Annotated in this window: 18 protein-coding genes and 1 tRNA gene; 9 read left to right on the top strand and 10 right to left on the bottom strand. The window is 70.1% G+C overall.

Annotation, left to right across the window (positions count from 1 at the left end):
• Nucleotides 1–42 precede the first annotated feature (42 nt).
• A complete protein-coding gene (locus ABS642_RS16275; protein ID WP_350350924.1) occupies nucleotides 43–960 on the top strand; it encodes an AraC family transcriptional regulator in 918 nt (305 codons plus the stop codon).
• A gap of 154 nt (nucleotides 961–1,114) precedes the next feature.
• Here the strand turns inward: ABS642_RS16275 and ABS642_RS16270 are convergent, their stop codons facing one another.
• Nucleotides 1,115–2,308, bottom strand: coding sequence for an MFS transporter (locus ABS642_RS16270; protein ID WP_350350923.1), 1,194 nt, complete (start codon nucleotides 2,306–2,308; stop codon nucleotides 1,115–1,117).
• Nucleotides 2,309–2,561: 253 nt separating this feature from the next.
• Here ABS642_RS16270 and ABS642_RS16265 point away from each other — a divergent pair, with 253 nt between their 5' ends.
• Nucleotides 2,562–3,404: an RIO1 family regulatory kinase/ATPase gene (locus ABS642_RS16265; protein WP_350350922.1), complete on the top strand. Its 843-nt coding sequence runs from the start codon at nucleotides 2,562–2,564 to the stop codon at nucleotides 3,402–3,404.
• 127 nt (nucleotides 3,405–3,531) lie between these two features.
• Here ABS642_RS16265 and speB read toward each other — a convergent pair whose 3' ends face one another.
• Genes speB through ABS642_RS16245 form a run of 4 tightly spaced genes read right to left on the bottom strand, consistent with a single transcriptional unit; the run spans nucleotide 3,532 to nucleotide 9,083 of the window.
• Complete coding sequence (gene speB, locus ABS642_RS16260; protein WP_350350921.1) at nucleotides 3,532–4,482, bottom strand: agmatinase; 951 nt, start codon at nucleotides 4,480–4,482, stop codon at nucleotides 3,532–3,534.
• Nucleotides 4,483–4,484: 2 nt separating this feature from the next.
• Nucleotides 4,485–6,092, bottom strand: coding sequence for a thiamine pyrophosphate-dependent enzyme (locus tag ABS642_RS16255; protein ID WP_350350920.1), 1,608 nt, complete (start codon nucleotides 6,090–6,092; stop codon nucleotides 4,485–4,487).
• A gap of 4 nt (nucleotides 6,093–6,096) precedes the next feature.
• Nucleotides 6,097–7,764: an amidohydrolase gene (locus ABS642_RS16250; protein ID WP_350350919.1), complete on the bottom strand. Its 1,668-nt coding sequence runs from the start codon at nucleotides 7,762–7,764 to the stop codon at nucleotides 6,097–6,099.
• A complete protein-coding gene (locus tag ABS642_RS16245) occupies nucleotides 7,761–9,083 on the bottom strand; it encodes an MFS transporter (protein WP_282215564.1) in 1,323 nt (440 codons plus the stop codon). Before ABS642_RS16245 ends, ABS642_RS16250 begins: the two co-directional genes overlap by 4 nt.
• A 223-nt stretch (nucleotides 9,084–9,306) precedes the next feature.
• On the opposite strand from ABS642_RS16245, the gene ABS642_RS16240 reads away from it, so the two are divergent.
• The 3 genes from ABS642_RS16240 to ABS642_RS16230 are packed head-to-tail and all read left to right on the top strand — an operon-like array spanning nucleotide 9,307 to nucleotide 12,600.
• Nucleotides 9,307–10,203, top strand: coding sequence for an Lrp/AsnC family transcriptional regulator (locus ABS642_RS16240; RefSeq protein ID WP_282215563.1), 897 nt, complete (start codon nucleotides 9,307–9,309; stop codon nucleotides 10,201–10,203).
• Between the two features lie 54 nt (nucleotides 10,204–10,257).
• On the top strand, nucleotides 10,258–11,664 hold the full coding sequence (locus tag ABS642_RS16235; protein WP_350350918.1) for an MFS transporter: 1,407 nt from the start codon (nucleotides 10,258–10,260) through the stop codon (nucleotides 11,662–11,664).
• An 18-nt stretch (nucleotides 11,665–11,682) separates the two neighbouring features.
• Complete coding sequence (locus ABS642_RS16230) at nucleotides 11,683–12,600, top strand: cation diffusion facilitator family transporter (RefSeq protein ID WP_350350917.1); 918 nt, start codon at nucleotides 11,683–11,685, stop codon at nucleotides 12,598–12,600.
• A gap of 8 nt (nucleotides 12,601–12,608) precedes the next feature.
• Here the strand turns inward: ABS642_RS16230 and ABS642_RS16225 are convergent, their stop codons facing one another.
• Nucleotides 12,609–13,160 (bottom strand): MarR family winged helix-turn-helix transcriptional regulator, encoded by a 552-nt coding sequence (locus ABS642_RS16225; protein WP_350350916.1) that lies wholly within the window; start codon nucleotides 13,158–13,160, stop codon nucleotides 12,609–12,611.
• 103 nt (nucleotides 13,161–13,263) lie between these two features.
• Between ABS642_RS16225 and ABS642_RS16220 the strand changes: the two genes are divergently transcribed.
• On the top strand, nucleotides 13,264–14,028 hold the full coding sequence (locus ABS642_RS16220; protein WP_350350915.1) for a hypothetical protein: 765 nt from the start codon (nucleotides 13,264–13,266) through the stop codon (nucleotides 14,026–14,028).
• A gap of 61 nt (nucleotides 14,029–14,089) precedes the next feature.
• On the opposite strand, the gene ABS642_RS16215 is transcribed toward ABS642_RS16220, so the two are convergent.
• Nucleotides 14,090–14,737 carry a TetR/AcrR family transcriptional regulator gene (locus tag ABS642_RS16215; protein WP_350350914.1) on the bottom strand — a complete coding sequence of 216 codons (648 nt, stop codon included), beginning with the start codon at nucleotides 14,735–14,737 and terminating at the stop codon, nucleotides 14,090–14,092.
• A gap of 73 nt (nucleotides 14,738–14,810) precedes the next feature.
• Between ABS642_RS16215 and ABS642_RS16210 the strand changes: the two genes are divergently transcribed.
• Nucleotides 14,811–15,746 carry an alpha/beta hydrolase gene (locus tag ABS642_RS16210; RefSeq protein ID WP_350350913.1) on the top strand — a complete coding sequence of 312 codons (936 nt, stop codon included), beginning with the start codon at nucleotides 14,811–14,813 and terminating at the stop codon, nucleotides 15,744–15,746.
• Here ABS642_RS16210 and ABS642_RS16205 read toward each other — a convergent pair.
• From ABS642_RS16205 to dcd, 3 genes are read right to left on the bottom strand one after another with little or no spacing between them, the layout of a single operon-like run.
• Complete coding sequence (locus tag ABS642_RS16205; RefSeq protein WP_350350912.1) at nucleotides 15,724–16,158, bottom strand: GNAT family N-acetyltransferase; 435 nt, start codon at nucleotides 16,156–16,158, stop codon at nucleotides 15,724–15,726. The genes ABS642_RS16210 and ABS642_RS16205 overlap by 23 nt on opposite strands.
• 8 nt (nucleotides 16,159–16,166) lie before the next feature.
• A complete protein-coding gene (locus tag ABS642_RS16200; protein ID WP_350350911.1) occupies nucleotides 16,167–16,628 on the bottom strand; it encodes a hypothetical protein in 462 nt (153 codons plus the stop codon).
• A gap of 1 nt (nucleotide 16,629) precedes the next feature.
• Nucleotides 16,630–17,235 carry a dCTP deaminase gene (gene dcd, locus ABS642_RS16195; RefSeq protein WP_282215554.1) on the bottom strand — a complete coding sequence of 202 codons (606 nt, stop codon included), beginning with the start codon at nucleotides 17,233–17,235 and terminating at the stop codon, nucleotides 16,630–16,632.
• Nucleotides 17,236–17,339: 104 nt separating this feature from the next.
• Between dcd and ABS642_RS16190 the strand changes: the two genes are divergently transcribed.
• Nucleotides 17,340–21,803: a glycoside hydrolase gene (locus ABS642_RS16190; protein WP_350350910.1), complete on the top strand. Its 4,464-nt coding sequence runs from the start codon at nucleotides 17,340–17,342 to the stop codon at nucleotides 21,801–21,803.
• Between the two features lie 110 nt (nucleotides 21,804–21,913).
• Nucleotides 21,914–21,987, top strand: a tRNA-Gly gene (locus tag ABS642_RS16185).
• Nucleotides 21,988–22,034: the final 47 nt, after the last annotated feature.

Below are 22,034 nucleotides of genomic sequence, written 5' to 3'. Positions count from 1 at the left end.
GAACGGTGGAATACCCGGCGGCGGCACGACGTTGCCGAAGGCATGGTGACAGTGGATGCGGACGCGCTCTCGCAGGTGCTCAGCACCGTCGATCTGCGCGTCGGCGTGGCCCGGCGCACCTCGCTCCCCGCGGGGGCGCTGCTGCCGATCCCGCACGACGTGATCACGCTCGTGTACATCGCCGAGGGCAGTGTGCACGGGCATCCGCCGCTGGGAGACGGATGCCGTCTCGACGTCGATCCCGGTTCGCGCCGCCTCACGATCGACCCGCAGGGCACCCGCGATCGGCTCGTCGCCGGCGACGCGTTCCTCATGCTGGGCGGATCGCCGTTCGCGCTCGAGGCCGAGGACGCCGCCAGCCTGATGGTCGTCGACCTCGAACTCGCGGATGCCGCCTCGCAGCTGCGCGCGGTCCTGCCCGAGTTCATCACCGTGACGGGATTCGACGCCCTCGAGCCCGCGGCCGCCGCTCTGGCCGAGAACATGGGCCTCGTCGACCCGGCCACGTGCCCCGTCCGTCAGGGCGATCCGCTGATCTGCCGGATGATGGCGACGACCGTGCTGCTCTCGCTCATCCGCGCCTGGGCGGCGAACGGCTGCGCGCCGCAGGGCTGGCCCTCGCTGTCGAACGACCCCTTCCTCGACCGCGTCGTCGAGGCCATCCACGAGGAGCCGGGCCGCGACTGGACCGTCGAGCGCCTCGCCGGCGTCAGCGCGATGTCGCGCTCGACCTTCGCGGAGCGCTTCCGCAACGCCGTCGGCCGCTCCCCCGCCGACTACGTCACCGAGGTGCGCGTCGACGCGGCGAAGCGGATGCTGGACGCCGGACGACCCGTCTCCGAGATCTCCCGGGAGCTGGGCTACGCCTCGGACGAGGGGTTCAGCCGCGCGTTCCGCCGCCGCACCGGCATGACCCCGTCGTCCTGGCGCATGGCCCACCGCACGCCCGTCCCCGCGTAGCCCGGCGTCCGGCATCCGGCATCCGGCATCCGGCACAACTTCGGAGCCCCGCGCACGACACGCCGCGCGGGGCTCCGAAGCCGCGGGGTGTCGGCCGTGGACTCCGAAGCTGTGCGCAGCTGACTGCGGCTGGCCGGGTGTGCCGAGATCCCGCTCAGGACTTGATGCGGTTCGATGCTCCGAACAGCACGGCGCCGACGAGGAGGATCACTGCGCCGACCGCGTAGACGAGCTCGATGCTCATCGTGTCGACGAGGAATCCGCCGACGCCCGCCGCGATCATGATGGCGCCCTGGAATCCGACGACGACCAGGCTGCCGCCGGCCTCGAGGCGATCCGGCATCCGGTGACCGACCCAGGTGTTCACGACGATCAGCCAGGAGGCGAAGAAGAGGCCCCAGACGAACACGACGATGCCGATCCCGAGGACGGTGCCGGAGAGCAGGATCATGGAGGCGACCGCCACCGCGATGACGACGGGTGCGAACACGGCGAAGAAGGCGAACGACCGGTCGATCACCAGACCGATCACGAGGTTTCCGATCAGGCCGCCCGCGCCGAACAGGGCGAGCAGCACGACGATGGTCGAGGCGTCGACGCCCGGGATGCGCTCCAGCGCGAGACGCACGTAGGTGTAGGCGAGGAAGTGGCCGAGCACGATCAGCACGTGGCCGATCATGCCGAGGCTGATGCCGGGGCGGCGGACGGTGTCGACCAGGAGACGGATGCTGGACGCCTGAGCCGCCGGCACCGACGGCAGGAGCACTCGGAGCGCGATCGCGAGCAGCCCGGTGACCACGCCCGCCAGCGCGAAGACCATGCGCCAGTCGATGAGCTCGCTCAGCATCACTCCGATCGGCACGCCGGCGACGGTGGCGAGCGAGGTCCCGGCGGCGGTGAACATCACCGCGCGACCGAGGCGCTCAGGACCGGCGATGCGGGCGGCGACCGTGATCGACATCGACCAGAACGCGCTGATCGCAGCGCCCAGCAGGAACCGGGCGAGCAGCACGATCACGAGGTTCGGGGAGATCGCGACGATGAGGTTCGACACCGCCGCGGCGAGCGCCATCCACACGAGCAGGGAGCGGCGGTCGAGGCGCGGGAAGATCAGCCCGATCGTCGGCGCCACGAGCAGCCCGACCAGGGCGGTCACGGTGACGGTCTGCCCGGCCTGCCCCGGGGTGACGCCCAGCGACGCCGCCATCTCGGTGAGCACACCGTTGGGAAGGAACTCCGCCGTCACCAGCAGGAAGCTCATCATCATCACGACGATGAGGCCGCCGTACGGCATCCGCCCTGCTCGAGAAGGGGATGCGGTCGTCGGGATCGGCGCTGTCGTGGTCATGGTTCCACGCTCTCAGGTTCCGGGGGTCGACGCCCGACCGGTCGTCCGCGGCATCCGACCATTCGTCCGGGTCTGGACAAGCCTGGCGCGCACGCCCTAGGCTCATCGACGCACCGGGACGAGCCCGGAAGGCCCGAGCGGAAGGAGCTGAGGACATGAACACCGTCTTCGTCGCGCTCTTCGCCGACCACCTTCCCTTCGAGGCCACCCGCTCCTGATCCCTGGTGTGGCCTCCCCTTTCCGGAGCCACATCTTGTCTGATCCCTTCCTCTCTGATCCCTTCGCGACAGAACTCTTCTTCGCGGACGTCGAACCCGGCGAGAACCAGCGCTGGTCGACCTGGCCGGCCGTCACCCCGACGGAACGCGGGCCGGAGCCCTGGCCCGACTGGGTCGTGACCTCGGCCGGCGCGCTCGACACCGAGCTCGGCATCCTCAAGACCGGCAAGGAGGCCGACGTGTTCCTGCTCGAGCGCGCGGTTCCCGACGACCCGGCGCAGCGCACGATCCTCGCGGCAAAGCGCTACCGTTCCGCCGAGCACAGCAGCTTCCACCGCTCGGCCGTCTACACCGAGGGTCGCAGCACCCGGAACACCCGCGACACCCGCGCCCTCGCGAAGAAGTCGAGCCATGGGCGGGAGGTCGCCGCCGCGCAGTGGTCGTTCGCGGAGTTCGAGGCGCTCTGCCGGATGTGGGAGCTGGGCGCCCCCGTGCCGTACCCGGTGCAGGTCAACGGCACCGAGGTGCTCATGGAGTTCCTCGGCGACGCGCACGGCACCGCGGCACCCCGCCTCGCTCAGGTGCGCAGCGACCGTGCGGAGCTCGCGGGCTTCTACGACCAGGTGGTCGAGATCATGCGGGTGTTCGCGGCCGCAGGGTTCGCGCACGGCGACCTCTCGGCCTACAACCTGCTCGTGCACGACGGCCGCGTGCGGGTGATCGACCTGCCGCAGATCGTCGACATCATCGCGAACCCGCAGGGACTCGACCTGCTGCACCGCGACTGCGTCAACATCTGCGACTGGTTCACCCGGCGACGGGTGGAACGCGACCCGGAGGAGCTGTTCGCCGAGCTGCTCGCCGCGTCGTATGCCTGAGGTGCGGCGTTCCGGTCCCAGTTGCTGCCGGTGAGCGGCGTTCCGGTCGCAGTTGCTGCCGCCATCTCGGCCGCTGGGCGGCACGAAGTGCGACCGGAACGGAAGAAGGCGGGGACGGATGCCGGGGCTAGGGCTGCGCGACCTGCGCGGCCAGGAGGCTCACCAGCTCGTAGACCACATGACTCGCGGCGATGCCGGTGATCTGGGCGTGGTCGTAGGCCGGCGACACCTCGACGACGTCGGCGCCGACGATGTGCTGCGAACCGAGCGCCCGCAGGATCCGCAGCAGCTCGCGGCTGGTCAGCCCGCCGGCCTCGGGCGTGCCGGTGCCGGGGGCGTGCGCGGGGTCGAGCACGTCGATGTCGATCGAGACGTAGAGCGGCTTGTCGCCGATGCGCTGCAGGATCCGCGCGATCGCGGCCTCGACGCCGTGCTCCTCGATGTACTCGCTCGACACGATCGAGAAGCCGAGGCGCTCGTCGTCCTCGAGGTCCTGCTTGGAGTACAGCGGACCACGGGTGCCGACGTGGCAGCTCGCGGTGAGGTCGATCAGCCCCTCCTCGCTCGCCCGGCGGAAGGGCGTGCCGTGCGTGATCGGAGCTCCGAAGTAGGTGTCCCAGGTGTCGAGGTGCGCGTCGAAGTGCAGCACCGCGACCGGGCCGTGCTTCGCGGCGACCGCGCGCAGCAGCGGGAGCGCCACCGTGTGGTCGCCGCCGATCGTGACGATGCGCTGCACCTGCTCGCCGAGCGCGATCGCCGCGGTCTCGACCTCGCTCACCGCGGCGGCCAGGTCGAACGGGTTCACCGGGATGTCACCGGCATCCACCACCTGGGCGATCGCGAACGGCGACACGTCCTGCGCCGGGTTGTACGGACGCAGCAGGCGCGACGACTCGCGCACGTGCGACGGCCCGAAGCGCGTGCCCGGGCGGTAGCTCACCCCCGAGTCGAACGGGATGCCGACGACGGCGATGTCGGCGCGCGGCACGTCCTCGATCCGCGGGAGGCGTGCGAAGGTCGCGATCCCCGAGTACCGGGGGTTCACGGAGGCGTCGATGGGGCCCACGTTCTCGGTCATGATCAGTCCTGTCTTTCCATGGGGATGTGGACGAGCTGCACGCCGCCCTCGGCGATGGCCTCGCGGATGCTCGACGCGATCTCCTCGGTCCGGTCGACCCGGCGCCCGGTCGCACCGAACGCCGTCGCGAGCGCGGCCCAGTCTGGCTGCACGAGGTCGACGCCGACGGGTGTCATCCCGCGATCGACCTCGTTCTGCCGGATCTCGGCGTAGCCGCCGTTGTCGACGCACACGATCGTCACGTCGAGGCGCTGCTCGACGGCCGTGACGAGTTCGTTGACGCAGAACATCAGCGCGCCGTCGCCGATCACGGTGACGACCGGGTGCGCGGTCTGGGCGACCCGCGCGCCGATCGCGGCGGGCAGCCCGTAGCCGAGAGTGGCGTAGGTCGGCGTGTAGAGCAGGGAGTGCGGACGCGGCGAGCGCAGCACGCTCCCGAGCGCCATGTAGACGATCTGCGAGGAGTCGCCTGCGACGATCGCGTCGTCGGGCAGAGCGTCGGCGATGATCTCGGCCAGGGCGACGGCCTCCGGCGCGGTCTCGCGCATCTCGGCGTCGATCGCGTCTCGTGCCGCCCCGCGGTCGGGCGCCGGTCGCGCCTCCGACGGCAGAGCGGCCAGCAGCGCACCACCGACGGCTGGCGCATCGCCGGCGATCCCGACGGTCGCGGCGAGGTTCTTGTCGCGCTGCGCCGGCGAGATGTCGACGCGGATCACGGCACCGCGCGCCTCCAGCCGCGGAGCCCACAGCTCGGCCTCGCCGAGCTTCGAGCCGATCACGAGCAGCACGTCGGCGTCCTCCGCGACGGCGCGGGCGGCCGCGAGCCGCAGGTTCGAGCCGAGCGAGAGCGGATGCCGCTCGTCGACCACGCCCTTGCCGTTGAGGGTCGTCAGCACCGGAGCTCCGAGACGCTCGGCGAGCGCCGCGACCTCGGCTGCGGCATCCGTCGCTCCGCCGCCGGCGACGATCACCGGTCGGTGCGCCGAGGCCAGCAGCCCCGCCGCCTGAGCGATGGAGGAGGGGTCGCCCGCGGCAGGGGCGGGCGCGGGGCGCGCGATCCGATCCGCCTGGGGGACGTCTGCGGGGGCCTCGAGGACATCGAGGGGGATCTCGATGTGCACGGGCCGCGGGCGACCGGTTCGGAAGAGCGTGAAGGCATCGTGCACGGCTTCGACGGCCTCTGCGGCCGAGTGCACGCGGCGCGACCACTCGGCGATCGCGCCGACCATGGCCGTGGCATCCTTCGTCTCGTGCAGCGTGCCGACGTCGGCGAACTCCGCGCCGAGGGGCACGCCGGGCGACAGCACGATCATCGGCCGCGACTCGCAGAACGCGGTGCCGATCGCGCTCATGGCGTTCTGCAGACCCGGGCCGGAGGTCGTGATCACCACACCGGGGAGCCCGGTCTGCTGCGCCCAGCCGTCGGCGCCGTAGCCCGAGCCCTGCTCGTGGCGGTTGGTCACCGCGCGGATGCCGAGCTCGGCGAGCGGCCGGTAGAGCTCGAGGTTGTGCGTGCCGGGGATGCCGAAGACCGCGGTCACGCCATAGGCGCGGATGGTCTCGAGCACGGCGCGGCCCGCGGTGTCGGCATACTGCTCGTTGTTCGTCATGACGTCAGGCACGGTACCGGCGCTCCCCGTCGACCCAGGTCTCGCGCACGGTGATCGCCGCGATGTCCTCTCCCGCGACGACCAGCGGGTCGTCGGAGAGCACGGCGAAGTCGGCGTACTTGCCGACCTCGAGCGAGCCGAGGTCGTCTTCGCGGCCGATCGAGACCGCACCCTCGATCGTGTGGGCGCGGAGCGCGGCGAGCGCGGAGACCCGCAGGTCGTCCGGTCCGAGCTTGTGCCCGCGACGGGTCACGCGGGTGACCGCGGTCTGGATGGCCTCGAGCGGGATGGGCTCGGCGACCGGAGCATCCGACGAGATCGTGAACGGCACGCCCGCGCGCTCGAACTCACCGAGCGGGTTGAAGCGCTCGCCCGGGGTGCCGATGGCCTCCTCCACGCCCTCGCCCCAGTTGAAGTAGTGCTGGGTCTGGTTCACCGGGCGGATGCCGGAGGCGGCCATCCGCGCGATCTGCTCGGGGGTCGGCAGCCCGCAGTGCTCGATGCGGTGGCGGGCATCGGCATCCGGACGTTCGGCGAGCGCGGCCTCGATCGCCGAGACCACCATCTCGATCGCGGTCGGCGACTGCGCGTGCGTCGCGGTCTGGAGACCGGCGGCGTGGGCCTTGCTGATCAGCGCCGTGTATTCGGCGGGCTCGTGGTACAGCTGGCCGGTGCGGCACGGGTCGCCCACGTATCCGTCGGGGAAGTACGCGGTCCAGCCGCCGAGCGTGCCGTCGGCGTAGAGCTTGATGCCGGCGAAGCTGAGGTGCGCGTTGCCGAACTGTCCGACCAGGCCCATCTCGAGCGCCTCGTCGAGCAGATGCGAGAGCAGGTACATCGACACGCGCAGCTCGAGGCGCCCGGCCTCGGCGAGGCGCAGGTACATGTCGAACTCGCGGCGCGTGACCTGGGCGTCGCCGATCGAGGTGACCCCGCCGGCGAGGAAGCGCTGCGTCGCGGCATCCAGCTGGCGGAGGTGCTCCTCGGGCTCGTCGGCGAGGTGGAAGTTCGGGCCGTGGTGGCCGATCTTCACACCGTGCACGCCGGTGAGGATGTTGCACGCGGCGTCCGACAGCTCGCCGGTCAGCTCGCCATCGGCATCGCGGAAGAACTCGCCGCCGTCGGGGTTCGGGGTGTCGCGGTCGACGCCGTTCACCGTCAGCGTGTGCGAGTTGACGACGCCGCCGTGACCGGAGGCGTTCATCAGATACACCTCGCGGTCGGTCGCGACCTCGTCGAGCTCGAAGCGGGTCGGATGCCGCTTCTCGGCGAGGTTCCGCTGCTCGTATCCGTAGCCGCGCACCGGACGCCCGGCGGGCGTCTCCGCGGCAGCGGCCTGCAGCAGGGCGACGATCTCGGGGATGCTTCCGGCCTTCTCGGGCCCGCAGTCGACCCAGGTCATCAGCTGGCCGTACATCAGCGGGTGGGCGTGCGCGTCGATGAAGCCGGGGACGACGACCGCGTCACCCAGGTCGACCCGTTCGGGTGCGAGGCCGGCACGGCCGGCCACGGCCTCGCACTCGTCCGCACTGCCGATCGCGAGGATCCGCCCGCGATCGGTGAGCATCGCCGTGGCCGTCGTGGCCTCGGCATCCGCCATGTGGATCGCGCGCGCCGTGATGAGTCGCGGCGCCGTCTGAGCGGAGCGATCGAAGGGAGTGAGCCTTCTCATGGCAGCCTGTTCGCGGTCGTGTCGGTGCGGGCGGTGAACGACGCGGTGACCGGCGCCTCATCCGAGTGCTGCGGGGCGAGGCGGGTGCAGATGCCGGCGATGATCGCCATGCCGGTGAACATCGCGATGACCGACCAGATGCTGCCGGTCCAGGCGATGAGCTGCGTCGCGAACCACGGCGAGAATCCGGCCCAGAGCGCCGCACCCACACCGTAGGCGAGCGCGAGGGAGGTGTACCGGGCCTGCGGGCGGAACATCTGCGCGAGCAGGGCCGCGATCGGGGCGTACGTCGCGCTCATCGCGATGCGCACCAGCGACGCGAACAGGAAGATGAGCGGTTCGACGCGGCCGGGCATGATCAGCAGGAACGGCACGAACGTGAGCACCGAGGTGACCAGACCGATGTACATGACGTTCTTGCGACCCCACTTGTCGCCCAGCCAGGCGACCGGGAGGGTCACGACGAACTCCACGAAGGAGGCGATCGTCATCGCGTCGAGGATGACCTGCTCGCTGACCGAGATCGGCTCGCCGGTCGCGTAGGCGGTGACGAACGTGGTCGCGAGGTAGTAGCCGCCGGTCGAGATCGGCAGGATGCCGATGCCGAGCAGGATCGGCTTCCAGTTCGTGCGCAGGGCGTAGGCCAGGGGCATCGACTGCTTGCGGCCCTCGACCTTCGCCTCGAAGACCGGGGTCTCCTCGACGCGGTAGCGGACCCAGAACCCGACGCCGACCAGCACGATCGACAGCAGGAACGGGATGCGCCATCCGCCGTCCATGATGAAGTCGGGGCTGACGCGAGACATGATGGCGAAGATGCCCGAGGCCAGCAGGGCGCCAGCCGGGTTGCCCAGCTGCGTGAAGCCGCCGTAGAACGTCTTCGACTTCTCGGGGGCATGCTCGACGCTCATCAGCACCGCGCCGCCCCACTCGCCGCCGACCGCCAGGCCCTGGATGGCGCGGAGCAGGATCAGGAGGACCGGCGCCAGGATGCCGATGTTCTCGTAGGTGGGCAGGCAGCCCACCAGCACGGTGGCGGCGCCCATCATCAGCAGGGTGATGACGAGCGAGGTGCGCCGGCCGAGCTTGTCGCCGATGTGGCCGAAGATGATGCCGCCGAGGGGCCGGACGAGGAAGGCGACCGCGAAGGTGGCGAAAGCGGCGGCGGTCTCAGCGAGCCGGTCTCCGCTCGGGAAGAACAGGGGGCCGAAGACGAGGGCCGCGGCCGTCGCGTAGACGTAGAAGTCGTACCACTCGATGGTGGTGCCGACGAAGGCGGCGATGCCTGCGCGTCGGGCCTTGCTGTGCGTGGAGGTCATGAGGGAACCGCTCCTTTGCGGAAGATGTCGGATAACGGAGGATGCTACGTCCGTACGGAGCCTGCGACAAGGCCAGAACTCCAGTGAGAAGAGTCATTCACTGGAGAAATGATCGCCACCTCGGACAAGTGTCGCCTTCCCGTTGGTCGCTGGACCTCTTAGGCTGAGGTTGTGCTCGCCCGGGCGAGCGATCCCGGGAAAGATGACGAATCGGAGGAAAGCCGTGGATTTCGACGCCGAGCTCATCCGGGCCCTCCAGGAGGACGGGCGCGCCAGCATCCGCTCGCTGTCCGTGCGCCTCGGGCAGTCCCGGGCCGCCGTCGCCGCCCGACTGAAGGCCATGCTCGAAGACCGCACCGTACGGGTGGTCGCCGCCGTCGATCCCGTCTTCCTCGGCCAGCACGTCCTCGCGCACGTCTCGATCCGCACCGACGGCGCCGTCGAGGTCGTCGCGGAGCACCTGCGGGACCTCGACGAGACGGTGCTGGTCTCGGCGGTCGGCGGAGCGCACGACGTGGTCACCGAGATCCGGGTCGGCTCGATGTCGGAGCTGCACGACCTGCTCGCCCAGATCCGCGCGATCACCGGCGTGCTCGACATCAGCACGATCATCTACTCGACCGTCGTGAAGGGGTTCTTCGTCTCGGAGTACCACGGCGGGGTCACGCTCGACGCGATCGACGAGGCTCTGATCGAGCAGCTGCAGACCGACGGACGCCGAAGCTTCCGCGCGCTCGGCGAGGAGGTGCGGCTCTCTCCCTCCGCGGTAGCCACGCGTGTGCAGCGGCTCATCGATGCGGGAGTCATCAAGATCAGCGCGGTCGAGGCACGCGGTCTCGCGCACCGACAGCTGTCGATGGGCGTCGGCATGATCCTCGGCGACGACGACGAAGCGGTGATCGAGGAACTTCGCAGAGGGCGCGGCGTCGACTTCGCCGCGCGCACGCTCGGACGGTTCGATGCGGTCGCCACCCTCGTCGAGCCCTCGGCCGGCGCCCTGTATGCCAGCCTCGAACGTCTGCGGGCGCTGCCCGGGGTGACGCGCATCGAGGCGTGGCTGCATCTCGCGGTGCTGAAGGAGGACTACGCCCGCACGCTGCGCCCCCTGCGCACGGACTGAGGGGAGGCGGCGCGCCGTCACCGCCCGTTCACCGCGCAGCGCCAGACTTCGACCATGAGCGAACCTGACGCGCACCCCGGCGTTCCCGACCCCGTCGCCACCGCGAACAGCGGCGCCGTCGGCGTGATCGGACTGGATCTGCGCGGCGAGACTCCGGCCCCGAAGAAGCAGGTCTACTCGTGGGCGCTGTGGGACTGGGCGACGCAGCCGTTCAACACCGTCATCCTCACGTTCGTGTTCACGGCGCTGTACCTGGTCGGCGAGGGCTTCCTCCCCGCCGACATCGCCGCTCTCGACTCGTCCGACCCCGTGCGCAAGGCCGCCGAGGCCGACCTCGCCTCCGGCCTGGGACTGGGTTCGACGATCGCCGCCTTCGGCATCCTGCTCCTCGCGCCCGTGCTCGGTCAGCGAGCGGATGCCGCCGGCCGGCAGAAGCTCTGGCTCGGGATCGGCACCGGAGCCCTGGTGTTCTGCATGCTCGGCCTGTGGTTCGTCGAACCCACCCCCAGCCTGTTCTGGCTCGGGGTGGCGCTCATCTCGGCCGGATCCGTGTTCGGCGAGATCGCCGCGGTGAACTCGAACGCGATGCTCATCGGCATCGCGACGCCGAAGAACGTCGGCCGCATCTCGGGTCTCGGCTGGGGCTTCGGCTACATCGGCGGCATCCTCGCCCTCGTCATCGTGGTGGTGCTCGACACGTTCGACTGGTTCGGCATGTCGACCGACAACGGGCTCGCCTACCGGCTGATCGCGGTCGGGTGCGCGGTCTGGACGATCATCTTCAGCATCCCGATCTTCCTGAACGTGCCGGAGCCCTCACTCGGACGCCCCGAACGCAAGGTCGGCTTCTTCGCGTCGTACCCGCTGCTGGTCAAAGACGTGAAGCGGCTCTATCGCGACCCCGAGACCCGGCCCACCTTCTGGTACCTGCTGTCGAGCGCCGTCTTCCGCGACGGCCTCGGCGGCGTCTTCGCGTTCGGCGCCATCATCGGCACCGCGGTGTTCGGTTTCGAGACGCAGGCGATCATCATCTTCGGCATCGCCGCGAATCTCATCGCCGGCGTCTCCACGATCCTCGCGGGACGACTCGACGACCGCGTCGGACCGAAGCGCATCATCCTCGCCTCGATCGGTTCGATGATCGTCGCCGGCCTCGCGGTGTTCTTCCTGCGGGACGGCGGGTCGATGGTGTTCTGGATCGGCGGCCTCATCCTCTGCGCGTTCGTCGGCCCCGCGCAGGCCGCTGCCCGCTCGTTCCTCGCCCGCGTCACCCCGGCCGGCCGCGAGGGCGAGATCTTCGGTCTCTACGCCACGACCGGCCGCGCGGCGAGCTGGATCGCGTCGGGCGCCTGGACGGTGCTCATCGTGGCGACGAGCCAGACCGCCTACGGCATCCTCGGCATCGTGCTCGTCCTGATCCTCGGGTTCGTGCTGCTGCTCCCGGTGAAGGCGCCGCGCTGACGGGAGTAGCCTGACCGCGTGACCGTGATCATCGCCTTCCTCGCCAACATCCTGGTCGCGATCGCCAAGACGATCGCCGCCGTCATCACGTCATCGGCGTCGATGGTCGCCGAGGCGGCGCACTCGTGGGCGGATGCCGGCAACGAGATCTTCCTCCTCATCGCCGACCGCCGCGGCGCACGCACGAAGGACGCCCGGCATCCGCTCGGCTACGGACGCAACGCGTTCGTGTGGTCGCTGATCGCGGCCTTCGGCATCTTCACCGCCGGGGCGATCGTGTCGATCATGCACGGCATCCAGGAGCTGTCCGAGACCGGTCCGGTCGAGAGCCCGCTCGTCGCGTACGTCGTGCTCGGCATCGCCTTCGTCCTCGAGGGCGCGTCATTCACGCAGGCGATGGTGAAGTCGCGCCGGCTGGCGAAGGAGCGCGGCTCGTCGACGTGGGACTTCGTGCTCGAGACGAGCGACACGACCCTCCGCGCCGTGTTCTTCGAGGACGCCGCGGCGCTCATCGGCCTGGTCCTGGCGGGTGGCGCGATCCTCCTCCACCAGATCACCGGCGTCGCCGCGTGGGATGCCGTCGGCTCGATCCTCATCGGCATCCTGCTCGCCGTGGTCGCGATCATCCTCATCAGCCGGAACATCGAGTTCCTCGTGGGCACGACGGCGGCGCCGAAGCTGCGGGCGCGTGTCGGCACCGCCCTCCTCGCGCTGCCCCAGATCGAGCGGGTCACCTACCTGCACATCGAGTACGTGGGGCCGAACCGCCTGTTCATCGTCGCGGAGGTCGACCTCGCCGGCGACGCGGTCGAGCATGACGTCGCCCGTCGTCTGCGCGATGTCGAGCTGCGGATCGAGGAGCATGAGGCGGTCGAGACCGTCGTGCTGTCGCTCTCGGTCGACGACGAGCCGTCCCTGGAGTTCTCCGCGTCGTAGGCGGCGGCTCAGCGCTGCCAGTTGTCGGCGAGCTTGTTCAGCAGTCGCGCGAGCTCGGTGCGCTCGTCCTCGGTGAAGGCCGCCAGCGCTCCGGCCAGCATCTCGCGCCGCTCCCCGCGCATGCCGCGCGCGACGCGACGACCCTCGTCGGTGAGCGCGATGCGCGTGCGGCGCGCGTCGTCGGGGTCGGCCTCGCGACGCACGAAGCCCCGCTCGACCCCCTGCTGCACGAGCCGTGACGCGCGGGGCTGATCGACGCCGATCGCCTCGCCGAGCGCGCTGACGCTCAGCGGAGCGGATGCCGCGGCGAGCGCCTCCAGCATCCGCATCCGGGCGGGTCCGCCCATGCGCCCGGAGGGATCCGCCATCCACGGGGGCATGCCCGGATGACCGCGGTGACCGAAGGGCCCGTGATCGCCGTGATCACCCGGCGCTCCGCCGGGCCAGCCATGAGGACCGCCATGACCGCGGCCGCCGGGACCGCCCCCGAGACGACGTCCGCGCAGACGGGAGAGCGCCTGGGCGATGGCTTCGGCGGGATCGTTCGGTTCGGCGGTCACGAATTCATTTTACATGCGACTTGACATGGATCCTTAGTCCATGTCACACTACATATACATGACATGTGACAACCACATGCACACTGACATCTAAGGACTACTCATGAACACCGATACAGAGAACCCCCAGAACAGTTCCCGCCCCTTCGGCTTCTGGCTGAAGGCCGCCGACCGCCTGATGGCGGCCGAGTTCGCCACGGCCTTCGAGGCCGAGCAGGCGAGCCGCCGCGACTGGCGGATCCTCAACGTCGTCGACGGGACCATCCCGGCGCATCGTCCGCTCAACGACCACAAGCTGCACCGCCTCGTCGAGCGCGGCTGGGTCGCCGCAGACGGCGACGGCTGGACGCTCACCGACGAGGGCCGCGCGGCCAAGGAGCGCCTCGGCGCCGTCGTCGACGGCATCCGCGCGAAGGTCTCCGACGCCGTCTCCGAAGAGGAGATGGCCACCACGCTCGCGTCACTCGAGAAGATCGCCCGCGCCTTCGGCTGGGACGAGGAGACCCCGCTTCCGCGCGGTCGTCGTCACGGCTTCGGCGGGCGCGGCGAAGGTCGCGGATTCCCGGGCCGATTCGGTCGGCCCTTCGGTCGCGGCTTCGGCCCGGGACGCGGCTTCGGTCACGGCTTCGGTCCCGGCTTCGGCCCGCGTCGCGGCTTCGGTCCCGACGCCGACCAGCGTGACGACGAGTGCCGCCACGGCGAGCGCGGGCACGGCCACCACGGCCACCCGGGCTTCCGCGAAGGCGAGCACGGTGAGCGCGGAGACCACGGTCACCGCAGTCACGGCCCGCAGCGCGCCGCGCGGTTCGCGCAGCACGCATACGAGCGCGGCTTCGATGCCGGCTACAGCCGCGGTCGCGACGCCTGACCCACCTCTCGCACGAAAGCGAAACGCCCCATCCGACACACCAGTCGGGTGGGGCGTTTCGTCACAGTTCGAGCAGGGCGACCGCGTCTTCGTCGGCACCGGCCGCGCGCAGGCGCCCGCGCATGGCCGCAGCGGCCAGGGCGTACGGACGCTCGTCGCGCATGAGCAGCGAACGCGAGTTCGCCTGGTCGTCCAAGGCGATCAGCTCGAAGGCGAGGACCTCGATGTCGTCGACCTCGATCTCGCCGGCATCGACCGCGTAGCGGATCTGCATCCCCACATAGGCGTACCAGTCGGACAGCCCCGCGCGTACGGCGTCGCTCACGGGGCCGGGCTTCGAGTCGACATCGGCCGCGGTCGCGGCGAAGAAGCATCCACCGGTGAACACGCGGTCGCGGGAGTAGACGAGCCCGTTGCGCATCAGCGCCGCCAGCCGGCGGACTCCACGCGGCTCAGCCCTGGCCGGTTCGACGATCTGCGCCACGAAGATCTCCCGCGCGGCGGCGACCGTCGCGAGCTGCAGCCCCTCCTTGCTCTGGAAGAGCGTGGCGATGCTGCTCTTGCTGTAGCCCGACGCCTCGGAGAGCCGCCCGATCGTGAGTCCGTCGAGTCCGTCGACCGACGCCAGATCGGTCGCGCTCTGCAGCACCACGCGGCGCGAGGCATCGCCGCGGGCCCTTCGGCCATCCAGAACTGCGTGATCCGACATTCCCCTAGTATACGAACGATCGTTCGCCTAATATACGTATGATCGTTCGTATTGTTTCGGCGAAGGAGAAACCATGTCGTCCCTGCCTGCACTCGTCGCCCGCGGCATCCGCACCACCGCGACGCTGTCCCCCACCCTCGCCGGCGGACTCGCCCTCCAGGCGTTCTTCGCGACCGGCCCGCGGATGCCCGTTCGGGACTGGGATGCCACCACGCACAGCGAAGCCCGACACCGTCGCCTCGCCGTGCGTGGCATCGAGGTCGCCGGCTACGAGTGGGGCACCGGACCTCGCACCGTGCTCGTGCTCCACGGTTGGCGCGGCCGTGCCTCGCAGTTCGCGCCGCTCGTGCGCGAACTCGTGTTCGAGGGCTTCCGCGTGGTCGCGTTCGACGCCCCCGCGCATGGCGCATCGAAGGGCCGCCGCACCGACGTGCGCGACTGGGTCGCCCTGGCCGAGGAGCTGCAAGCGATCCACGGACCGTTCACCGCGATCGTCGGGCACTCCTTCGGCGCCCTCGCCGCCCTCGCGGCCGCGCGATCGAGCGTGCCGACGCCGGCCGTGGTCGCGATCGCCGGGGGTGCCGGTCCCTACGCCTTCATCGACGAGTTCGTGCGCGAGTTCCGGGTCGACCAGACCACGGCCGACAACATGAAGGCGCGGTTCCGCCGGCGCTTCGGCACGGAGGAGACCACGTCCGGGGCACTGTCCGACGCGGCGCAGCATCCGCTCCCCGCCGACACGTCGCTGCTCGTCGTGCACGATCGCGGCGATCGTCGGATGCCGGATGCCGACTCGCTGCGCCTGCACGCCGCGCATGGCGCACGCTCACGACTGCTGCGCACCGACGACTACGGGCACACGAGGGTGCTCTCGGCGGATGCCACCCTCGACGCGGTCGTGGCATTCGTGGCCGGCGGGCTCGCGGGCGTCGACGCGCTCGGCACGACCACCGGCCAGGCCCAGCCGGTCACGACGGATGCCGTGGTCAGATCTGCGCCCGTGTCATGAAGACGTCGATCTCGTCTTCGCTGTCGACGACGAAGCCCGCCCGTTCATAGAGCCGCCGCACGGGACTGCCCTGGAGCACGTTGAGTCGGAACCGCGGCGTGAGGCCCTCGGCGAGGACCCGGGCGAGCACCGCTGATCCGATCCCGCGCCCCTGCTGCCGAGGATCGAGGTAGAAGTGCTCGATCCACACGGCACCCTCCTCGTCGGCTCGCAGCGCGATGGACCCGGCATCCGCCCCGTCGATCACGATCACACGGGTCGACGACGAGCCGAAGGCATCGAGGAACCGCCGTCGCACGCGCACCGGGTCATAACGACCCAGGCGCTCCAGGTCGTCACGGAGCACGATCGCCCGCAGCTCGGCGATCCAGGTCGCATCCGCCGCCGTGCTCGGGCGCAGCCCCCACGCCACCCGCCCGCTCAGAGCGGCAGCACCACGCCCAGGCCCAGCGCGGAGGCGTCGAGATCGAACACCACGAAGGGGAAGCGGCCGGTGCTGAGCAGGTAGATCCCGGTGACGACCGCGGCGGTGAGCAGGATCAGCAGGAAGGCGAAGATCGCGACGGTGAGGCCGCGATAGCCGCCCGAGGTCGGGACCTCGGGCGCGACCGAGGGCTTGGCCCAGTCGTCGGCGACGGCGGCGGGCTGATCCCCTTCGAGGATCGCGGGGCGCGGACGCTCGGACGAGCGCAGCCGCGCCTCGGGCGGGGGCGGCGGGATCACCGCGTCCGGCACCGGGATCTCCGCCGGCGGAGGGGTCAGCAGCCCCTCCGGGATCGGGATCTCCGGCGGGGGCGGCGGGATGACGGCATCCGCGGGCGCGATCGCCGGCTCGTCCGGGGTGACCGGTTCTTCCGGAGTCGTGCCGCTGCCGTCACTCATGTCAGCCCCCTGTTGCTCCGACGTCGGTCACGCCGACATCCGTCCGATGGAAGTTCTGGAAGGAGCGGGAGGCCGTCGGGCCCCGCTGCCCCTGGTACCGGTTGCCGTAGGGGCCGGAGCCGTACGGGTTCTCGGCCGGCGAGGTCAGGCGGAAGAAGCACAGCTGCCCGATCTTCATCCCCGGCCAGAGCTTGATCGGCAGGGTCGCGACGTTCGCGAGCTCGAGCGTCACGTGCCCGGTGAATCCGGGGTCGATGAACCCGGCCGTCGAGTGCGTGATCAGGCCGAGGCGGCCGAGCGACGACTTGCCCTCGAGGCGGGCGGCGACGTCGTCGGGAAGAGTGACCTGCTCGTACGTCGCACCGAGGGCGAACTCCCCCGGGTGCAGGATGAACGGCTCCTCCGGATCGACCTCGATCAGGCGCGTGAGCTCGGGCTGATCGACCGACGGATCGATGAACGGGTACTTGTGGTTGTCGAAGAGGCGGAAGTACCGATCGAGGCGCACGTCGATGCTCGACGGCTGGATCATCTCCGGCTCGTGCGGTTCCAGGCCGACGCGGCCCGATGCGAGTTCTGCCCTGATGTCGCGATCGCTGAGAAGCACGGGTTCAGCCTAGTTGTCCCCCGCACCCTTGTCGGGAGGATCGTCTTCCGCTAGATTGTGTTGACGTCGACATGTTGACGTCAACACAATCGGAATGGACAAGGATGTCTGAAAGAAGAGCGACCTCACCCCGGCGCGCGCTCGCCATGGCCGCCGTGCTTGCGGCGACAGCGAGCGGACTCGCCGCCCTCCCCCAGGCGGCCAGCGCCGCCGAATCCGATCTCACCCTCACGCCCAATCCGGCCTATGCCGGCGGGCCGTTCCAGGGATGGGGATCGAGCCTGGTCTGGATGGCGAACGCCACGGGCGCCTACCCGGAAGAGCTGCGTGATGAGCTCATCGGCAAGGTGTTCGGAGACGACGGCCTGAACCTCAACATCGCGCGGTACAACATCGGCGGCGGCAACGCCTCCGACGTACCCGCCTATCTCCGACCCGGCGGCGCCGTGCCCGGATGGTGGAACCCCGATGCACCCCTCACCGACGACAGCGGCGAGATCACGTCGGACTTCGCCGACCGCGACCGCTACCGTGGCGCGTGGACCGGCGAGAACGCGAGCGACTACGACTTCTCGGCGGATGCCGCGCAGCTCGCCTGGGTGTCGGCGATCAAGGACCAGGTCGACACGTGGGAGGCCTTCAGCAACTCCCCGCCCTACTTCATGACCGAGAGCGGATTCGTCAGCGGCGGCACCGACGCCTGGGCGGACCAGATCCGCCAGGACTCGCTCGGCACCTTCGCGACCTACGTCAAGACGGTCGTCCAGCACGTCGAGGACACCCAGGGCATCTCCTTCGACACGATCGATCCCCTGAACGAGCCGAACACCAACTACTGGGGCACGACCCTGGGCGACGACGGCTGGCCGACGAGCGCGAGCCGGCAGGAGGGTGCGCACGCCGGACCCGCCCTGCAGGCCGAGGTGCTCAAGGCCCTCGCCGCCGAACTCGCCGAGTCCGACACCACGACGGATGCCGCGATCTCCGGACCCGACGAGACGAACCCCGACCGGTTCGTCGAGGACTGGAACGGGTGGGATGCCGAGGCCCGAGACGTGGTCTCGCAGCTCAACGTGCACACCTACGGCACCAGCGGCCGTCCGCTGGCTCGCGACATCGCGAAGAGGGCCGACAAGCCGCTGTGGATGAGCGAGGTCGAGGGCAACTGGGGCGGCGACAGCTGGAACCCGGATGCGATCGAGAACGGTCTCGGCATCGCCCAGCTGGTCAGCGACGACCTGCGCGAACTCGAACCGGACGCCTGGGTGCTGTGGCAGCCGGTCGAGGACCTCTACAACATGGAGAAGGTGGAGAAGAAGAACTGGGGTTCGATATTCATCGACTTCGACTGTGACGCGAACGGCGACTCCGCCCGCCGGATCGCCGACGGCGACGCCGACCCGAGCTGCCAGCTCCGCACGAACGCGAAGTACAACACGCTGCGCAACTTCACCCACTACATCGAGCCGGGCGACCAGCTCGTGCGCGTCGGCGACGACGACACCACCGCCGCGATCGACGGCGACGGCTCCGGCGCCACGCTCGTGCACACGAACGAGAGCGACCAGGACCGCACGATCACGATCGACCTGTCGCTCTTCGGCGACATCGACCAGGGCGCGACCGTGACGCCGATCGTGACGACCGGGTCCCCGGCATCCGACCCCGAGGCGAACGCGCTCCGCACCGGCACGGCGGTCACCGTCGGTGCCGACGGAACGGCGACCCTGACGGTGCCCGCGAAGTCGGTGACCACGTTCGTGGTCACCGGTGTCGAAGGCGTCGCCGCCGACGCGCCCGCCCTCCGAGATGGCGCCTCCTACACGCTCACGGGCGTGCAGAGCGGGCACGCGCTCACCGTGGTCGACGACAGCACGCAGCTCGGCAGCGCTCGCGAGCCCGAGCTGATCGGCGCCCAAACGTGGACGGCATCGCTGATCGACGACCAGCCGGGAACGTCTCGTGACCGCTTCGCTCTGCGCGCCGCCGACGGTCGCGCGCTCGTCGCCGACGGCGACAGCACGGTCCTCCGCGACGTCGACGATGCCACGGCATCCGCCGACCCGTCGGCCCTCTGGATGATGACCTCGACGAACGGCAGCACCTTCAGCCTGCTCAACGCCGGCCGCGGGAAGGTGCTCGACGTCGGTGGCTCCTCGACCTCCACCGGCGCATCCGTCGGGGTCTGGCAGTCGAACGGGGGCGCGAACCAGCAGTGGAAGCTGGACGCGGCGCGCGATGAGATCGCGCCCTACGCGAGCTTCCGCCCGGGCCAGGAGTGGCTCGACACGAACGGCGAGGTCATCCAGGCGCACGGCGGCCAGGTGGTCCCGTCGACGGACGACGACGGCCGCACGATCTACTACCTCTACGGCGAGGACCGCACGAACGGCTACCACTCGGCGCCGGGCGTGCACGTCTACACCTCCTACGATCTCTACAACTGGGAGGACCGCGGGGTCGCGCTGCGCACGCTGGCATCGACGGAGCAGTTCGACGAGCCGTACTTCGAGGCGCTCGACGGCGACTACACGCAGGAGCAGAAGGATGCCGTCTACCGCGATCTCGGCACTGTTCCGGTCGAGGGGGTGACCCCGCCGATCATCGAGCGTCCGAAGGTGATCTTCAACGAGCAGACCGGCAAGTGGGTCATGTGGGCGCACATGGACGGTCCATCGGCGACGTCGTCGGCGCAGTACGCGAAGGCGAATGCCGGCGTCGCGGTGTCGGACTCCCCGTTCGGCCCGTTCCGCTACATCGACAGCTACCGGCTGAACTACGCCCCCGCGGATGCCGATCCGCCCAACCACGCCCCGAACAACGGCGGCATGGCGCGGGACATGAACCTGTTCGTCGACGACGACGGCACCGGGTACATCATCTACTCGAGCGAGGAGAACGCCACCATGTTCATCTCGAAGCTCGATGACGAGTACACGGATCTCGCGACCCCCGCGGATGAGGCCGTGCTCGGAGTGGACTACAACCGCATCTTCGTGAACCAGTCCCGGGAATCCCCGGCGATCTTCCAGCACGACGAACGGTACTTCCTGATCACTTCCGGCACGACGGGCTGGAGCCCCAACCCGTCGCGCTGGGCGTCGTCGACCGACCTCATGGGCGCGTGGACCGAGATGGGCGACCCGTTCCCGTGGTGGGCGCAGAGCAACTCCTGGAACTCGCAGCCGTCCTCCGTGATCCCGGTCGACCCCGAGCAGGGGAAGTACATCTACATGGGCGACCGCTGGAACGGCGGCACCGATCTGAAGAACGCGCAGATGGTGTGGCTCCCGATCAGCATGGGCGAGGGCGGAGACTCCCTCTCGGTCGAGGTGCACGACGAGTGGACTCTCGATCAGCTCGACCAGTGGTCGGCGTGGGACATCTCGGCGGTTCCGGAGACGATCCCGGTCGGCGGCAGCTTCGACGTGCCGGTGGTGACCGTGACCAGGAACGGCGTCGCGACGGAGCAGCCGGTCACGTGGAGCTTCAGCGGATCGTTCGACGCGCCGGGCATCGTGACGGCCACGGGCACCCTGCCGGAGTTCGGCGGACGCACCTTCACCCGGACGATCGCCGTCGTTCCCGACGGCCTCCGCTACGCGGTGAACGCCGGCGGGCAGGAGACGGCGGATTGGAAGGCACTGCGGGATGCCGCGGATGAGGGCGACCTGCAGAACACCCTCGCCGACCAGTCCTACGGCGAGGATGCCGACACCGGCGCATCCTGGGGGTACGTCAGCGAGGGCAGCAAGTCGTCGGGTGCGACCGACGGCACGATGTTCTCCACGCTCCGCTACGCCGTCGAAGGGCGCGACATCGCGTACCGCTTCGGCGACCTCGAGCCGGGTCGCTACAGCGTGCACGTCGGCTATGCGGATCCGTGGGACCAGTGGGATGACCGCGGGGCACGGGTGAGCGTCAACGGCACCGTCGTCGAGGAGGACCACGACTACGTCGCGGCCGACGAGACGCGCAGCTACGGCGACCTCACCGTGGGCGATGCGGGCGAGATCGAGCTGGTGCTGGCACCGACCCGTGACGCCGACGTGCAGGTGAGCTGGATCATGGTGACGCTCGACGAAGCCGTGACCCCGGAGGCGCCCGAGATCACGATCTCCTCGGATGCCGTCACCGCCGGCGACAGCGTCACGGTCGAGGTCGCCGGGCTCGAGCCGGAGGAGGATGTGTCGTTCGCGCTGCACTCCGACCCGGTCGACATGGGCACGGTGACGGCTGACGCGGCCGGAGCGGCGTCGCTGACGTGGAGGGTGCCGGCGAACGTCCCGGCGGGCCAGCACCACATCGTGATGACACGGGCCGACGGCACGGAGTTCCGCGCCGCGCTGACCGTGCGGGCGGCTGACCCGGGAACCGGGCCGGGAACCGGGCAGCCGGGCACGGGCACCGGCGGTAGCGGCGGAGCCTCCAGCGGCACGAGCGGCGGAGGCGGACTCGCGGCGACCGGACTGGACGGAAACGTCCTCACCGTGACTCTCGCCCTGGCGGCGCTCCTGCTCGTCGGCGGCGGACTCGCCTTCGCGGGGCGGCGACGCTGGCGTCGCTGAGCGGCTGACGCACGGGGCCATCGCGGAGCAGCATCCGCGGTGGCCCCGTGCTTTTGCCATCGGGCGGCGGGCGGGTAGGCTTGCGATCACCCGCTCCTCGGAACGGGTTCGGGACTGTAGTTCAATGGCAGAACTTCTGCTTCCCAAGCAGATAGCGCGGGTTCGATTCCCGTCAGTCCCTCCACATGTAACGTCCAGAGCTGTTCCCGGACATTCGCTCGCGACGCACAG

The sequence above is a fragment of the Microbacterium sp. A8/3-1 genome (genome assembly GCF_040267695.1).
In the GTDB taxonomy this organism is placed as follows: Bacteria; Actinomycetota; Actinomycetes; order Actinomycetales; family Microbacteriaceae; genus Microbacterium; species Microbacterium luteolum.
The sequence above is the reverse complement of the archived record's forward strand: the minus strand, read 5'-3'. Positions and strand labels throughout refer to the sequence as shown.

Bases quoted from the DNA above. Each gene is read 5' to 3' on its own strand.
- ABS642_RS16275 (WP_350350924.1), top strand. From the start codon at position 43: ATGGTGACAGTGGATGCGGACGCGCTCTCGCAGGTGCTCAGCACCGTC.
- ABS642_RS16270 (WP_350350923.1), bottom strand. From the start codon at position 2,308: ATGACCACGACAGCGCCGATCCCGACGACCGCATCCCCTTCTCGAGCA.
- speB (WP_350350921.1), bottom strand. From the start codon at position 4,482: ATGACCGAGAACGTGGGCCCCATCGACGCCTCCGTGAACCCCCGGTAC.
- ABS642_RS16255 (WP_350350920.1), bottom strand. From the start codon at position 6,092: ATGACGAACAACGAGCAGTATGCCGACACCGCGGGCCGCGCCGTGCTC.
- ABS642_RS16250 (WP_350350919.1), bottom strand. From the start codon at position 7,764: ATGAGAAGGCTCACTCCCTTCGATCGCTCCGCTCAGACGGCGCCGCGA.
- ABS642_RS16245 (WP_282215564.1), bottom strand. From the start codon at position 9,083: ATGACCTCCACGCACAGCAAGGCCCGACGCGCAGGCATCGCCGCCTTC.
- ABS642_RS16235 (WP_350350918.1), top strand. From the start codon at position 10,258: ATGAGCGAACCTGACGCGCACCCCGGCGTTCCCGACCCCGTCGCCACC.
- ABS642_RS16220 (WP_350350915.1), top strand. From the start codon at position 13,264: ATGAACACCGATACAGAGAACCCCCAGAACAGTTCCCGCCCCTTCGGC.
- ABS642_RS16215 (WP_350350914.1), bottom strand. From the start codon at position 14,737: ATGTCGGATCACGCAGTTCTGGATGGCCGAAGGGCCCGCGGCGATGCC.
- ABS642_RS16210 (WP_350350913.1), top strand. From the start codon at position 14,811: ATGTCGTCCCTGCCTGCACTCGTCGCCCGCGGCATCCGCACCACCGCG.
- ABS642_RS16200 (WP_350350911.1), bottom strand. From the start codon at position 16,628: ATGAGTGACGGCAGCGGCACGACTCCGGAAGAACCGGTCACCCCGGAC.
- ABS642_RS16190 (WP_350350910.1), top strand. From the start codon at position 17,340: ATGTCTGAAAGAAGAGCGACCTCACCCCGGCGCGCGCTCGCCATGGCC.